This is a genomic window from Streptomyces sp. NPDC001828 (assembly GCF_042892175.1).
Lineage (GTDB): Bacteria > Actinomycetota > Actinomycetes > Streptomycetales > Streptomycetaceae > Streptomyces.
On sequence record NZ_JBIATV010000007.1, the window covers coordinates 174,476 to 189,742 of the forward strand.

At 70.1% G+C, this 15,267-nt stretch carries 10 protein-coding genes and 1 riboswitch; of the genes, 5 read left to right on the plus strand and 5 right to left on the minus strand.

All coding sequences use genetic code 11. The features are described 5' to 3' along the window. Positions 1–16: 16 nt before the first annotated feature. From cydD to ACFYZA_RS21100, 3 genes are all read right to left on the minus strand, one after another. Positions 17–3,541 carry a thiol reductant ABC exporter subunit CydD gene (gene cydD / locus ACFYZA_RS21090; RefSeq protein WP_388492114.1) on the minus strand — a complete coding sequence of 1,175 codons (3,525 nt, stop codon included), beginning with the start codon at positions 3,539–3,541 and terminating at the stop codon, positions 17–19. A gap of 83 nt (positions 3,542–3,624) precedes the next feature. After that, complete coding sequence (gene cydB, locus ACFYZA_RS21095; RefSeq protein WP_382583038.1) at positions 3,625–4,626, minus strand: cytochrome d ubiquinol oxidase subunit II; 1,002 nt, start codon at positions 4,624–4,626, stop codon at positions 3,625–3,627. A gap of 18 nt (positions 4,627–4,644) precedes the next feature. Further along, a complete protein-coding gene (locus tag ACFYZA_RS21100) occupies positions 4,645–6,153 on the minus strand; it encodes a cytochrome ubiquinol oxidase subunit I (protein WP_382583041.1) in 1,509 nt (502 codons plus the stop codon). Between the two features lie 218 nt (positions 6,154–6,371). Here ACFYZA_RS21100 and ACFYZA_RS21105 point away from each other — a divergent pair, with 218 nt between their 5' ends. Next, complete coding sequence (locus ACFYZA_RS21105; RefSeq protein ID WP_382583044.1) at positions 6,372–6,752, plus strand: cyclophilin-like fold protein; 381 nt, start codon at positions 6,372–6,374, stop codon at positions 6,750–6,752. A 66-nt stretch (positions 6,753–6,818) separates the two neighbouring features. Here the strand turns inward: ACFYZA_RS21105 and hisC are convergent, their stop codons facing one another. Further along, a complete protein-coding gene (gene hisC, locus ACFYZA_RS21110) occupies positions 6,819–7,898 on the minus strand; it encodes a histidinol-phosphate transaminase (protein WP_382583047.1) in 1,080 nt (359 codons plus the stop codon). A gap of 408 nt (positions 7,899–8,306) precedes the next feature. On the opposite strand from hisC, the gene ACFYZA_RS21115 reads away from it, so the two are divergent. The 3 genes from ACFYZA_RS21115 to ACFYZA_RS21125 all read left to right on the plus strand — a co-directional run bounded on the left by ACFYZA_RS21115 (position 8,307) and on the right by ACFYZA_RS21125 (position 11,877). Then, positions 8,307–9,440, plus strand: coding sequence for a LacI family DNA-binding transcriptional regulator (locus ACFYZA_RS21115; protein ID WP_161247824.1), 1,134 nt, complete (start codon positions 8,307–8,309; stop codon positions 9,438–9,440). A gap of 251 nt (positions 9,441–9,691) precedes the next feature. After that, positions 9,692–10,858, plus strand: coding sequence for a metallophosphoesterase (locus ACFYZA_RS21120; RefSeq protein WP_388492277.1), 1,167 nt, complete (start codon positions 9,692–9,694; stop codon positions 10,856–10,858). A 173-nt stretch (positions 10,859–11,031) separates the two neighbouring features. Next, the gene (locus tag ACFYZA_RS21125; RefSeq protein WP_382583056.1) at positions 11,032–11,877 is read left to right on the plus strand and encodes a hypothetical protein; all 846 of its coding nucleotides are present in this window, start codon (positions 11,032–11,034) and stop codon (positions 11,875–11,877) included. A gap of 65 nt (positions 11,878–11,942) precedes the next feature. Here ACFYZA_RS21125 and thiC read toward each other — a convergent pair whose 3' ends face one another. Beyond that, positions 11,943–13,721: a phosphomethylpyrimidine synthase ThiC gene (thiC, locus tag ACFYZA_RS21130; protein WP_388492115.1), complete on the minus strand. Its 1,779-nt coding sequence runs from the start codon at positions 13,719–13,721 to the stop codon at positions 11,943–11,945. After that, positions 13,714–13,848, minus strand: a riboswitch (TPP riboswitch). (Overlaps the previous gene by 8 nt.) Before the next feature lie 71 nt (positions 13,849–13,919). On the opposite strand from thiC, the gene ACFYZA_RS21135 reads away from it, so the two are divergent. Then, positions 13,920–15,263 carry a YibE/F family protein gene (locus tag ACFYZA_RS21135; RefSeq protein WP_388492117.1) on the plus strand — a complete coding sequence of 448 codons (1,344 nt, stop codon included), beginning with the start codon at positions 13,920–13,922 and terminating at the stop codon, positions 15,261–15,263. Positions 15,264–15,267 lie beyond the last annotated feature (4 nt).

Genomic DNA, 15,267 nt, shown 5'->3' on the forward strand with positions numbered 1-15,267 from the left:
TTGAGACTAGTTAGTCCTATTTGGCGAGGAAAGTCGGGTGCTGCCGGGCGTCGGTCTCCCGCTCCCGTTCCAGCATGTCCCGCAGGGGCCCGTCGATGAGTGCGAGATCGTCGTAGGTGCCGCGCTGCACGGTCCGCCCCTCGTCGAGGACGATCACCTCGTCCACGGCTTCCAGGCCGCGCAGCCGGTGTGTGATCAGCACGGTCGTACGGCCTTCTGTGGCTTCCAGGAGGTCGGCGGTGAGGGCGTCGGCGGTCGCCAGGTCCAAGTGCTCGGCGGGTTCGTCCAGGACGAGCACCGGGAAGTCGGCGAGCAGGGCCCGGGCCAGGGCGAGCCGCTGGCGCTGGCCGCCGGACAGCCGGGCGCCGTGTTCGCCCACGAGCGTGTCGAGGCCGTCGGGCAGCCCGTCGACCCAGTCCAGGAGCCGGGCCCGCCGCAGGGCGGCCCGCAGCTCGTCGTCGGTGGCGTCGGGGCGGGCGAGCCGCAGGTTCTCCCGCACGGAGCTGTCGAAGAGGTGCGCGTCCTGGGCACACAGCCCGACCATCCGGCGTACGTCGTCGCCGTCGTGCCGGGCCGCGTCGCCCCCGCCGATCTCGTACGTGCCTGCCCGGGCGTCCAGGAAGCGGAGCAGCACCTGGGCGAGGGTGGTCTTGCCGGATCCGGAGGTGCCGACGACGGCGATCCGCATGCCCTGGGTCAGGCACAGCCCGAAGTCGTGCAGCGCGTCCCGGTCCTGACCCGCGTACCGGGCGGCGAGGCCGCGCAGCTCCAGGGGGAACGGCGAGGCGGGCGGGCCGACGGGCGCGTCCGGTTCCTGGACGGGTGCGGGTGCGTCCAGGACCTCGTAGACGCGCTCCGCGCTGCGCCGCACCCGCTGGCGGGACTGCACGGCGAGCGGCAGCCCGGTCACGGCCTCGAAGGCGGCGAGCGGGACCAGCACGACCACCGCGAGCTGCACCCCGTCCAGGCGCCCGGCCGCCACGGCCTGCACGCCGACCAGCGCTGCCGCCGCCACGGTGAGCCCGCAGGCCAGCGCCGAGAGGCCGCCGCCGAGCGCGGTGGCGGCCGCGCCCCGCGAAGCGATCCGGGTCAGCGTCGTGTCGGCGTCCTTCACATCGCCGGCGCGGCGGCCGAGGGCACCCGCCACGGTCAGTTCGCCCGTTCCGGTGAGCAGATCGGCCACCCGGGTGGCGAGTGTCCCGCGGGCGGGAGCCAGCTGGCGCTCGGCCCGTCGGGCCAGGGCGCCGCTGACGCAGGGGACGACGACCCCGGCGACGAGGAGCCCCACGGCGAGCACGGCGCCGGCCTCGGGCAGCAGCCAGGCCGTGAAGCCGGCACTGAGCACGGAGACGACGACGGCGACCCCGGCGGGCAGGGCCCAGCGCAGCCAGTAGTCCTGGAGTTCGTCGACATCGGCGACGAGACGGGACAGCAGATCGCCGCGCCGGGTCTCGCGCAGTCCGGCGGGCGCGATCCGCTCCAGCTGCCGGTACACCGCGACCCGCAGTTCGGCGAGCATCCGCAATACGGCATCGTGCGAGACGAGCCGCTCGGCGTAGCGGAACACCGCGCGCCCGATTCCGAAGGCCCGGGTCGCGGTGACGGCCACCATCAGGTAGAGCACCGGGGGCTGTTGCGAGGCCCGCGAGATGAGCCAGCCGGAGGTGGCCATGAGGCCGACGGCCGAGCCGAGGGCCAACGCGCCGAGCAGCAGCGCGAGCGCGATGCGACCGCGCAGCCCCCTGGCCGCGGCGCGCACCCGCGCGAGCGGATTGCGGACGGCAGCGGACCGCGCTGTTGCCGCAGCCGACTGACCGGCCTCAACGGGAGCCTCCCGCAGGGCAGTTGGGACAGCCGCCAGCGGTCCCTGTGCGGGGACACGGGACATGGTGTCGGCGGGCCGTAGCTCCACCACCCGGTCCGCGACCGCGAGCAGCGCCGGGCGGTGCACGACGAGCAGGACCGTACGGCCCACCGCGAGCCTGCGCACCGCGTCGACGATGCCTGCCTCGGTCTCGCCGTCGAGCGCGGCCGTCGGCTCGTCGAGCAGCAGCACCGGCCGGTCGGCCAGGAAGGCGCGGGCCAGGGCGAGGCGTTGGCGCTGACCGGCCGAGAGCCCCGCGCCGCCCTCGCCGAGGACGGTGGCCATGCCGTTCGGCAGCGCGGCCACGAAGTCGTGGGCCCCGGCGTCGCGCAGCGCGTCGAGCACGGCGGCGTCGTCGGCGTCCGGCCGGGCGAGGCGGACATTCTCCGCGATCGTCCCGGCGAACAGGTGCGGCCGCTGCGGCACCCAGGCGATGTGCTCGCGCCAGTCCGCCAGGGACAGCGTCGCGAGATCCGCTCCGGAGACCAGGATCCGGCCGCCGTCCTCCGGTGTCACAAAGCCGAGGACCGCGTTGAGGAGCGTCGACTTTCCGACGCCGCTCGGCCCGGTCAGCGCCACCGTCTCGCCCGGCTCGACCACCAGGGAGGCCCCCGCGAGGGAGGGTTCCGTGCGCCCGGCGTGGCGGACGGTCACCGCCTCGGCCTCGATGCGGACCGGGCCCGCGGGCACCTGGTCCTTGCCGCCCTCGGGCAGCGGTGTCTCCAGGACCTCGAAGATCTCCTCCGCGGCCGAGAGGCCCTCCGCCGCGGCGTGGTACTGGGCTCCGACCTGCCGCAGCGGCAGATAGGCCTCGGGGGCCAGGACCAGGATCACCAGACCGGTGTACAGGTCGAGGTCGCCGCTCACGAGGCGCATACCGATGCCGACCGCGACCAGCGCCACCGAGATCGTGGCGAGGAGTTCGAGGGCGAAGGACGAGATGAAGGCGATCCGCAGGGTCTTCAGGGTCGCCTTGCGGTAGTCGGAAGTGATCGCCCTGATCGACTCGGCCTGCGCCTTCGCCCGCCCGAACACCTTCAGCGTCGGCAGGCCGGCGACCACGTCGAGGAAGTGCCCCGACAGCCGGGACAGCAGTCGCCACTGACGGTCCATCTGCGACTGGGTGGCCCAGCCGATGAGCGCCATGAACAGGGGGATGAGCGGCAGGGTCACGACGATGGTCGCCGCGGACACCCAGTCCTCGGTGACGATCCGCGCGAGCACCGCTACCGGCACGACGACGGCGAGACCGAGCTGAGGCAGATAGCGCGCGAAGTAGTCGTCGAGGGCGTCGACCCCACGGGTGGCGAGGGCGACGAGCGATCCCGTGCGCTGACCGCTCAGCCACTCCGGGCCGAGCCCGGCCGCCCGCTCCAGGAGCCGGCCCCGCAGTTCCGACTTGACCGCCGCGCTCGCCCGGTTGGCGGCGAGTTCCGTCAGCCAGGAGACCAGACCCCGTCCGGCCGCGACCGCCGCGAGGAGCAGCAGCGGTGTCCGCAGCCCGGCCGCGTCATGGCCGTGCTGGAACGCCCCCACGACGACATCGGCGATGAGCATCGCCTGGGCGATGATCAGCCCCGCCCCGGCCAGGCCGAGGGCTACCACGGCCGCCAGGAAGAAGCGGGTCGCGCGGGCGTACCGGAACAGGCGTGGGTCGATCGGTTTCACGTGAAACATCCCCCAGCAGAAGGGTCAGAGCGGGCCCGGAGGGGTGTGTTTCACGTGAAACACACCCCGTTGAACCGTGAGGACCTCAGTGGTCAGTGCGCGTCGGCGATGTTCTTGGTGCCGATGCGCTTGCGGAACACCCAGTAGGTCCAGCCCTGGTAGAGCAGCACGACCGGGGTCGCGACCCCGGCACACCAGGTCATGATCTTCAGGGTGTACGCGCTGGACGAGGCGTTGGAGACCGTGAGGTTCCAGGCGTCGTTCAGCGAGGACGGCATGACGTTCGGGAAGAGCGTCAGGAAGAGCATCGCCACCGCGGCCGCGATCGTGATGCCCGACAGCGCGAACGACCAGCCCTCACGTCCGGCCGTGATGGCAACGATCGCCCCGACCAGTGCGAGCACCGCCACGACCATCGCGACCAGACTCTTCGTGTCACCGAGCGAGGCCTGGGTCCAGATCAGGAAGCCGAGCGCGAGCACGGCCGTCACCAGACCCAGCTTGAGCGCCAGCGCCCTGGCCCGCTCGCGGATGTCGCCGAGCGTCTTGAGCGAGGCGAACACCGCGCCGTGGAAGGTGAACAGGGTGAGTGTGACCAGGCCGCCCAGGATCGCGAACGGGTTGAGCAGGTCCCAGAAGTTGCCCACGTACTCCATGTGGGCATCGATCTTCACCCCGCGCACGATGTTGGCGAAGGCCACGCCCCAGAGGAACGCCGGGATGAGCGAGGTCCAGAAGATGGCCTCTTCCCAGTTGCGCTGCCACTTCTCCTCGGGCCGCTTCGCCCGGTACTCGAAGGCCACACCGCGGACGATGAGACAGACCAGGATGATCAGCAGCGGCAGGTAGAAGCCGGAGAAGAGCGTCGCGTACCACTCGGGGAAGGCCGCGAAGGTCGCGCCGCCGGCCGTGAGCAGCCACACCTCGTTGCCGTCCCAGACGGGCCCGATGGTGTTGATCAGGACGCGCTTCTCGGTACGGTCCCGGGCCAGCAGCTTGGTCAGGACGCCGATCCCGAAGTCGAATCCCTCCAGGAAGAAGTAGCCGATCCACAGGACGGCGATGAGTACGAACCAGACGTCGTGGAGTTCCATGCCTCGATCTCCTCAGCCTCAGTACGAGAAGGCCATCGGCCGGTCGGGGTCGTGGTGGTCCCCGCCGATCTTGGTGGGCGGGTTGAGGTCGTCCTCGGTGAGTTCGGGCGGGCCTGCCTTGACGTACTTGACAAGGAGCTTGACCTCGACCACCGCGAGCGCGGCGTACAGCAGGGTGAAGACGATCATCGAGGTGAGGACCTCGCCCTGCGAGACGCTGGGGGAGACCGCGTCCCGGGTGCGCAGCACGCCGTACACCACCCAGGGCTGGCGGCCCATCTCGGTGAAGATCCAGCCCCAGGAGTTGGCGATGAGCGGGAAGCCGAGCGTCCAGACGGCGGCGAACCAGTACCACTTGGTCAGGCGAGCGCTGAGGGCCGTGCTCTTGAAGAGCACCAGGTTCGGCACCTCGTCCTCACCGGTCCGCATCCCCGGGGCCAGCATGAACTTCTTGCGGGTCAGCCAGAGTCCGACGAGGCCGATGACGAACGACGTCATGCCGAAGCCGATCATCCAGCGGAAGCCCCAGAAGGTGACGGGGATGTTGGGCCGGTAGTCGCCGGGCCCGAACTTCTGCTGCTCGGCCTTGTTCACGTCGTTGATGCCGGGGACGTACGAGGAGAAGTTGTTGTCGGCGAGGAAGGACAGTATTCCGGGCACCGAGATCTCGACGTCGTTGTGGCCCTTGGCCACGTCACCGACGGCGAAGATCGAGAACGGTGCGGAGTTCTGGCCGTCCCACAGGGCTTCGGCGGCAGCCATCTTCATCGGCTGCTGCTTGAACATGACCTTGCCGAGCGAGTCGCCGCTGACGGCCGTGAGCAGCCCGCCGATCACCAGCGTCACCAGGCCGAGCCGCAGCGATGTGCGCATCACCGGGATGTGCTTCTTGCGGCGCAGGTGGATGGCGGCGACGCCGACCATGAACGCGCCGCCGGTCAGGAAGGCCGCGGTGAGCGTGTGGAAGACGACGACGAGGGTGGTGTCCTGGGTGAGGACGTGCCAGAAGTCGGTGAGTTCCGCGCGTCCGGTGACCTTGTTGAGCTTGAATCCGACCGGGTGCTGCATCCAGGAGTTGGCCGCCAGGATGAAGTAGGCGGACAGGATGGTGCCGATGGAGACCATCCAGATGCAGGCGCAGTGGATCTTCTTCGGCAGCTTGTCCCAGCCGAAGATCCACAGTCCGATGAAGGTCGACTCGAAGAAGAAGGCGATGAGCGCTTCGAAAGCGAGCGGGGCACCGAAGATGTCGCCCACGAACCGCGAGTAGTCGGACCAGTTCATGCCGAACTGGAACTCCTGGACGATGCCCGTGACCACACCCATCGCGATGTTGATCAGGAAGAGCTTGCCCCAGAACTTGGTCGCCTTGAGGTACTTGTCCTTGCCCGTTCGCACCCAGGCGGTCTCCAGGCCCGCGACGAGCGCGGCGAGGGAGATCGTCAGGGGGACGAAGAGGAAGTGGTAGACGGTGGTGATGCCGAACTGCCATCGCGCCAGGGTTTCCGGCGCCAGAGCCAGATCCACGTCGGCACTCTCCTTACATCGCCGAGGTCACAGCCGCAGCTTGCCCCTTTAATCCCGCCGATCTTGGGATGAAGCGGGACACGCTTGTGAACGCGTTCACATTCACAAGCATTATGTCGTACTGGCTGTCGACATCTCCAGGGGGGTCCCCTTAAAGGCGGGGCCGGGCGTGGACACCCTCTTCCCAAGACTTTCAACATCTTGTTGAATTCGGCGCCATGGAGAACCAGCTGCGCATACGCATCTCATGGCCCGCGGGCAGCCTCACCGCGACCCTCGAAGAAACCCCCACGAGCGCGGCGCTCGCGGGGGCACTCCCGATCACTTCCACCGCCCACACCTGGGGCGAGGAGGTCTACTTCGACACCCCCGTCTCCCCCGACCGGGAGCCGGACGCCCGGCAGGTGGTGGAGCCGGGCACGGTGGCCTTCTGGACCGACGGCGATGCGCTCGCGCTGCCCTACGGCCCCACGCCCATATCGCGCGGCGACGAATGCCGGCTGGCGAGCCCCTGCAATGTGCTCGGCCGGATCGACGGCGACCCCCGGCAGCTCGCCACGGTCCGCTCCGGCGACCCGATCCGGGTCGACGCCCTCTGAGACGCGCTCCTGGACGCGTTCCGAGAGGCGTTCCAAGACGCCCTCCCGGGCGCCCGCCCGACCGCGTCAGGCCTGCTTGCGGAAGCCCTCCGCGACCTTGAGGAACAGGTCGTTGGCCTCACCCTCGCCGATCGTGACGCGCACACCCTCGCCCGCGAACGGCCGCACCACGACGCCCGCCGACTCGCACGCGGCGGCGAAGTCGACCGTGCGCTCCCCGAGGCGCAGCCAGACGAAGTTCGCCTGCGTCTCGGGCACGGTCCAGCCCTGCTGCACCAGGCCCGCGTAGACCCGCTCCCGCTCGCCCACCAACGCGCCGACGCGGCCCATCAGTTCGTCCTCGGCGCGCAGCGAGGCGACCGCCGCGTCCTGTGCCAGCTGGCTGACGCCGAAGGGCACGGCCGTCTTGCGCAGCGCCGCCGCGACCGGCTCGTGGGCCACCGCGAAGCCGACCCGCAGACCGGCGAGCCCGTACGCCTTGGAGAAGGTGCGCAGGACGGCCACGTTCGGGCGGTCGCGGTAGATCTCGATGCCGTCCGGCACCTCGGCGTCCCGGATGAACTCCCGGTAGGCCTCGTCCAGGACGACCAGGACATCGGAGGGCACCCGGTCGAGGAAGCCCTCGAGCTCGGCCCGGCGCACCACGGTGCCGGTCGGGTTGTTCGGGTTGCAGACGAAGATCAGCCGGGTCCGGTCGGTGATCGCGTCGGCCATCGCGTCCAGGTCGTGCACGTCACCCGGGGTCAGCGGCACCCGGACCGAGGTCGCTCCACTGATCTGGGTGATGATCGGGTACGCCTCGAAGGAGCGCCAGGCGTACATGACCTCGTCACCGGGGCCGGACGTGGACTGGATCAGCGACTGGGCCACCCCCACCGAGCCCGTGCCGGTGGCCAGGTGCGTGAGGGGGACGCCGAACCGGTCGGCCAGCTCGTTCATCAGGCCGGTGCACGCCATGTCGGGGTAGCGGTTGAAGTTCCCCGCGGCCGCGACCGCACTCTCCATCACGCCCGGAAGCGGCGGGTAGGGGTTCTCGTTCGAGGACAGCTTGTAGGCGACCGGCCCGTCGGAAGCTGCGGGCTTGCCCGGCTTGTAGGTGGGGATGCCGTCCAGCTCGGCGCGCAGCTTGGGGCTCGTCTCGCTCACCGCAGGTCCTCCTCGACCGTTCCGTACGGATGCCGCGCCCGCCACCGCGGACAGCTCCGTACACATCCAATGCTCCTCACCTTATGAGGATTCGGCTTCCCTGCGAATAGGGGACGGGGACCGGTTCCCGGCGGGCGTGCCGGGAGGGGGGAGCGCTCCTGTTCACGGCGCACGCCGGTGGCTCGCGCCCTGGCGCGCGTCACCCGTGAAGGTGAGTTGAGACCTCTTCGAAACATCGGACAGTCGGCAGCCGCCCACGGGTCGACAAGCTTCACCATGACGCGATACCGCCCAACTCCCTTGCATAACAAGGCCGTTGATCCTTTATGATCATGCAGAAACGTGCCTGTCAACGCGTGCATATGCACCCGGGCCAACCATCCGTCATCGCCCTACTATCGGCTGGCCATGACAGCAGCAGGGAAGCACCAGGTGAGCCGGTCGACCGGTCGCCGGCTGGGGCGGGCAGGTATTCGGGACGTAGCCGCCGCCGCCGGTGTCTCCATCACGACCGTCTCCGACGCGCTCAACGGCAAGGGCCGGCTCCCCGACGCCACCCGCCGCCACGTCCGCGAGGTCGCAGACCGGCTGGGCTACCGCCCATCCGCAGCGGCCCGCACGCTCCGTACCGGCAAGTCGGGCCTCATCGGCCTGACCGTGACGACGTACGGGGATGAACCTTTCACCTTCACCGAATTCGCCTACTTCGCCGAGATGGCCAGAGCGGCGACGTCCGCAGCGCTGGCGCGCGGCTACGCCCTCGTCATCCTGCCCGCCACCTCACGCCGCAGCCCCGCGGACGTCTGGTCGAACGTCGCTCTCGACGGCACCGTCGTGATCGACCCCTCCGACCAGGACCCCGTCGTCACCGAACTCGTACGCCAGGGACTTCCGGTCGTCTCCGACGGCCGCCCGGCGGGCAGCCTGCCCGTCACGGCCTGGGTGGACAACGACCACGAGGCCGCCGTACTCGATCTGCTCGACCACCTCGCCGCCGCCGGCGCCCGCCGGATCGGCCTGCTCACCGGAACCACCACCGACACCTACACCCGGCTCTCCACCGAGGCCTATCTGAGCTGGTGCGAACGCGTCGGCCAGGACCCCGTGTACGAGTCCTACCCGGCACACGACCCCTGTGCGGGCGCCGTCGCGGCCGACCGGCTGCTCGCCCGTCCGGACCGGCCCGACGCCGTCTACGGACTCTTCGACCCCAACGGCACCGATCTGCTCGCCGCCGCCCGGCGCTACGGGCTGCGCGTGCCCGAGGACCTGCTGCTCGTGTGCTGCAGCGAGTCCACCGTGTACGCGACCACCGAACCGCCCATCACCACGCTCTCGCTCAAACCGCGCCGCATCGGCACGGCCGTCGTTCAGTTGCTCATCGACGCGATCGAAGGGATCGACAACGGTCATCCGATCGAGCAGGTGATACCGACCGAACTGATCGTGCGCACCTCCTCCCAGCGAAGGCCCCCGCGCACCACGGTCAGCCCGCCCCGATCGCCGGCCAAGGACAACCAGCCGGGCCCGGGCAAGGAGTGAACTCCGGCCGGACGGCGGCCCCAGCCGTCCGGCATCGGACACAGCCCTGTCCCAATCGCAGGGACGAATAGCAGGCATCAGCCTGGACTAGACCACCAGATTGCGGACATAACCACCCGCGAACACCGCTCGCACCCGGATTGACCACCCCTGGTGCGTCACACAGCATGAGGCGCATTCCTATGATGGGCGCACGACACCACGGATCCCCGCCCGACCTGGCGGCTCCCAGGGTGTACGGCGGCGCGACGGTGGTGGAGGGGTCGATGACTCAGGGGGCCGGTCAGGGACCCGTGCGGACGGAGACGTTGCGTGACTTCCGGGTGCCGCCGTATGCGCAACAGACCCCCGTGCCACCGCCGGAGGAACCGGCCGCACGACCGGAGCCCGCGGTGCCGCTCTTCCACCAGCAGCCGCCCGCCGGCCATCCGGAGTCGCCCGCGCCCGTCACTCCTCCGCCGGCGCCCGACGCGGCCACCTATTCGGGTGACGAGCCGGACGGCTACACGCCGACGGCCCGCGACCTCCCGGTGATCCAGCGCGGCGACACGGTCAAGCTGCCGACGGTCGAGCCCCTCGCCGCCGGGACCCCCGAGGGCCCCGGCCCGCTGTACGTCGTGGGCGACGTCCACGGCTACCTCGACGAACTCCTGGGCGCGCTGCGGGCCCAGGGCCTCATCGACGAGTCCGGCAACTGGGCGGCGGGCACCGCCCGGCTCTGGTTCCTCGGCGACTTCACCGACAGAGGCCCCGACGGCATCGGCGTCATCGACCTGGTCATGCGGCTCTCCGCCGAGGCCGCGGCCGCCGGCGGCTACTGCAAGGCGCTCATGGGCAACCACGAGCTGCTGCTCATCGGCGCCAAGCGGTTCGCCGACACCCCGGTCAACTCCGGTGCGGGCACCGCCACCTTCCAGGCCGCCTGGCTGCTCAACGGCGGCCAGAAGGCCGACATGGACCGGCTCCAGGACGTACACCTGCAGTGGATGTCACGGCTCGACGCGATCGAGCAGGAGGACGACCACCTGCTGATGCACTCCGACACGACCGCCTATCTGGAGTACGGCGACTCCATCGAGGCGGTCAACGACACCGTCCACGCCATCCTCAACCGGGGCGACGCCGACGAGTGCTGGGACCTGTTCCGCAAGTTCACCAAGCGGTTCGCCTTCCGCGACGAGTCGGGCCCGCAGGCCGCCCGCGAGCTGCTCTCGGCGTACGGCGGGCAGCGCGTGGTGCACGGCCACAGCCCCATTCCGTATCTGCTCGGCGAGGTCGGCACCGAGGACGGCGAGGAGGACTCGCGCCCGGTGGTCGAGGGCCCGCACGTGTACGCCGACGGTCTCGCCATTGCCATGGACGGCGGAGTGACCATGGCCGGAAAGCTGCTGGTCCAGCAACTCCCTTTGCATGACTGACGGTTGACCGGGAAGGCGTTCAGCAAAGCGCCGGGTATGCCATTTCCGGAAACACCCTGTCACCCCGTGCCGTAGCGGCTCTACCATCGGGTTATCCGTAGCAGGCTCTCCTCCGTTTCCGCCCAACTGCCCGTTCCTCAGGCGGGCATCCCGGCCCTACGGAGCATCGGGGGATGCACATGAACAGCGCTCCGCACCTGCTCACCGAGGACCGCCCGGAGTTCGAGCGGATTCTCGACGAGGCACTGCGCACCGCGCATGAACGGCCCGAGCTGTCCGGGATCGGCGATCGCCTGAACGCCGTGCAGCTGCGCACCATGGTGCTAGCCGCCGGCACGTTCGTCACCGAGCGGGCGGCCGCCGAGTACGAGCACTACGTCCAGGCGCGCGAAGAGCTGCGCGCGCACGCCGGATCCACCGCGCACGACTCCGTTCTGACAGCCGCCGAGGGCACCGTCCTCGAGCCCTCGGGCGCGGGCGTCGGCGCCGTCGTCGCGGTCCTCGCCCCGGTGCTCGCGGGCACCGCGGCCGCGATATTCCTGCTGGTCGGCTACATCCTGAAGATGCTGAGGCCCCAACCCGCCTTCGCCGACACCATGTTGACGGCCGGCTGGTTCTTCGGCGCGCTGACCGCCGCCGCGATACTCGCCGCCGCCGTCGGACTGCTGATCACCGCCGTGCGCAACGGCGCGACCCAGGTCGTGGCCATCGACCAGGACAGCGAGGCGGACGCCCCGGACGAACGCACCCAGGAGCTCGCCCGCGCCCGCGAGGCCTGGCGCCACGCCCTGTTGGAGCGCGGCATCTACCCGTTCCTGCGCGACGCGCTCGCCGATCCGAGCGTCGATCCCAGCGCCCCCGCGCCACGCCGCCCGATCGGCCGCATTCCCACGCTGGGCTACGACCGCCCGGGCTTCGACAGCCCGGACGAGGGCGGCTCCCCCACCCGCCACGCGGGCTTCACCAGCCCGGACTTCACCAGCCCCGACTTCGGCGGACCCGAGCACCAGCCGGACTGATCCGGCGGGCGCACGCCGCGCCCGGGAGCGGTCCGCTCCCGGGGCAGCGCGAGGGCCGCATCGCCTCAGTCGGCGATCGGCAGGTAGACCCGGTTGCCCGCGTCCGCGAACTCCTTGGACTTCTCCGCCATTCCGGCCTCGATCTCGTCGGACTTCAGGTCGCCGCCGTGCTCGCGCCGGATGTCCTGGGAGATCTTCATCGAGCAGAACTTCGGACCGCACATCGAGCAGAAGTGCGCGGTCTTGGCCGGCTCCGCGGGCAGCGTCTCGTCGTGGAACTCCCGGGCGGTGTCCGGGTCGAGGGCCAGGTTGAACTGGTCCTCCCAGCGGAACTCGAACCGGGCGTCCGAGAGCGCGTCGTCCCACTCCTGCGCGCCCGGGTGCCCCTTGGCCAGGTCCGCCGCGTGGGCGGCGATCTTGTACGTGATGACGCCGGTCTTCACGTCGTCACGGTTGGGCAGGCCGAGGTGCTCCTTGGGCGTGACGTAGCAGAGCATCGCGGTGCCCCACCAGGCGATCATCGCCGCACCGATGCCGGAGGTGATGTGGTCGTAGGCGGGCGCCACATCGGTGGTCAGCGGCCCCAGGGTGTAGAACGGGGCCTCTTCGCAGATCTCCTGCTGCAGATCGATGTTCTCCTTGATCTTGTGCATCGGGACGTGTCCCGGGCCCTCGATCATCGTCTGTACGTTGTGACGCTTGGCGATCGTGTTGAGTTCCCCGAGCGTGCGCAACTCGGCGAACTGCGCCTCGTCGTTGGCGTCCGCGATGGAGCCGGGCCGCAGGCCGTCGCCCAGCGAGTACGTCACGTCGTAGGCCGCGAGGATCTCGCAGAGCTCCTCGAAGTTCTCGTACAGGAAGGACTCCTTGTGGTGCGCCAGGCACCAGGCCGCCATGATCGAGCCGCCGCGCGAGACGATGCCGGTCTTGCGGCGGGCGGTCAGCGGAACGTAGCGCAGCAGCACGCCGGCGTGGACCGTCATGTAGTCGACGCCCTGTTCGGCCTGCTCGATGACCGTGTCCTTGTAGATGTCCCAGGTCAGCTCCTCGGCACGGCCGTCGACCTTCTCCAGCGCCTGGTAGAGCGGCACCGTGCCGATGGGGACGGGGGAGTTGCGCAGCACCCACTCGCGGGTGGTGTGGATGTTGCGGCCCGTGGAGAGGTCCATGACCGTGTCCGCGCCCCATTGCGTGGCCCACGTCATCTTGTCGACCTCTTCCTCAATGGAGGAGGTGACCGCGGAGTTCCCGATGTTGGCGTTGACCTTCACCAGGAACCGCTTGCCGATGATCATCGGCTCGATCTCGGGGTGGTTGATGTTGGCGGGCAGCACGGCGCGGCCCGCCGCGATCTCCTCGCGGACGACCTCGGGAGAGACGTTCTCGCGGATCGCGACGTACTCCATCTCCGGGGTGATCTCGCCCCGGCGGGCGTACGCGAGCTGGGTGACGGCCTGGCCGCCACGGCCCCGGCGGGGCTGGCGCGGGCGGCCGGGGAAGACCGCGTCGAGGTTCTTGAGCCCGCCGCGCGGCGAGGTGTGCTTGATGCCGTCGTCCTCGGGGCGGACCGGCCGGCCCGCGTACTCCTCGGTGTCGCCGCGCCCGATGATCCAGTTCTCGCGGAGCGGGGCGAGACCTCGGCGGACGTCGGTCTCGACGCCCGGGTCGGTGTACGGGCCCGAGGTGTCGTACAGCGTCACGGCCTTGCCGTTGGTGAGGTGCACCTGACGGACCGGCACCTTGAGATCGGGGCGCGATCCCTCCACGTACCCCTTGTGCCAGCCGATGGACTTCCCGCTCTCCGCTGTGCTGGAGGCAGGCGTGCGTGCGTCCTGAATGGTCATGAGACCTACTCCCTACGCCGGCATTACCCGGTAACAGGTTCGGCGGTCGGCGCAGCCTCTTCCGTACGGTTCGTACGGTTTTCAGCGCCCTCTCAGCCCGGTGCTCCGAGCTCCCGCGTGTGCAAAGGTGTCACCACGCTAGCGTCATCACTGGCGCGCTGAACAGAGGGCCCCCTCTGTTCTTGCGATGATCGTGCGGTGACCTCACCAGAACCGCACTCTCCGCACCAGCACGGCGGAAACGGCCACGGGCACGGCCACTCCCACGCGCACGGGCCCGCCGCCCCCGTCTCCAAGCACCTCCGCAAGGTCATCGCCGCCGTGCTGATTCCCTTCTCCACAGCGGTACTTGTGGGTCTCGTGGTGCTCTGGCCAGGGGGCGCCCCGCCGCACCAGCGCACCGGTGTCGGCTTCGACCGTCAGACGCAGCAGGCCAAGGTCATCAAAGTCGACGAAGTCGACTGCAAAACGGTCAACGCCGGTCAGGCTCCGTCGAACGGTGACACCTCCACCGCCGAGAGCCAGCGGGCCAGGACCGCCGAACAGCGCCTGTGCAAGAAGGCCACGGTCGAGGTCACCTCGGGCAAGGAGAAGGGTCGCACCTTCACCGAGATCGTCCAGCCCGACTCCCCGCGCCAGCTGCACACGGGCCAGGGCGTGATCGTCGCGTACGCCCCCGACGCACCCCACGACCTGCAGTATTCGGTGACCGATGTGAACCGCCGGTTCCCGATGGCGCTGCTCGCCGGGATCTTCGCGCTCGCGGTGGTGGCCGTCGGACGGCTGCGCGGGGTGATGGCGCTGGTCGCCCTGGTGGTCTCCTTCGCCGTGCTGACCCTGTTCATCCTTCCGGCGGTGTTGCAGGGCTCCAATCCGCTGCTGGTAGCGGTGGTCGGGGCGAGCGCCATCATGCTGATCGCGCTCTACATGTGCCACGGCCTGTCCGCGCGCACCTCCGTCGCCGTCCTCGGCACCCTGGTCTCGCTGATGCTGATCGGGCTGCTCGGCTCGCTCTTCATCGGCTGGGCCTCGCTCACCGGCAACACCGACGACAACACGGGTCTGATCCACGGCCTCTACCCGAACATCGACATGTCAGGGCTGCTGCTCGCCGGCGTCATCATCGGCTCGCTCGGCGTGCTCGACGACGTGACGGTCACGCAGACGTCGGCGGTGTGGGAACTGCACGAGGCGAACCCGACCATGGGCCCGCGCGGCCTGTACCGGGCGGGCATCCGGATCGGCCGCGACCACATCGCGTCGGTGGTCAACACCCTGGTGCTCGCCTACGCGGGCGCCGCCCTGCCCCTGCTGCTGCTGTTCTCGATCGCCCAGAGCAGCGTGGGCACGGTGGCCAACAGCGAGCTCGTCGCCGAGGAGATCGTCCGCACCCTGGTCGGCTCGATCGGCCTCGTCGCCTCGGTGCCGCTGACCACGGCGCTCGCCGCCCTGGTGGTCTCCGCCGACCGGCCGGGGCCGGCGGCCACCGCGCCGCGCGTGGGCGCAACTCGCGGCGGAGGCGGCCACCGCCGCAAGAAGTAGGGGA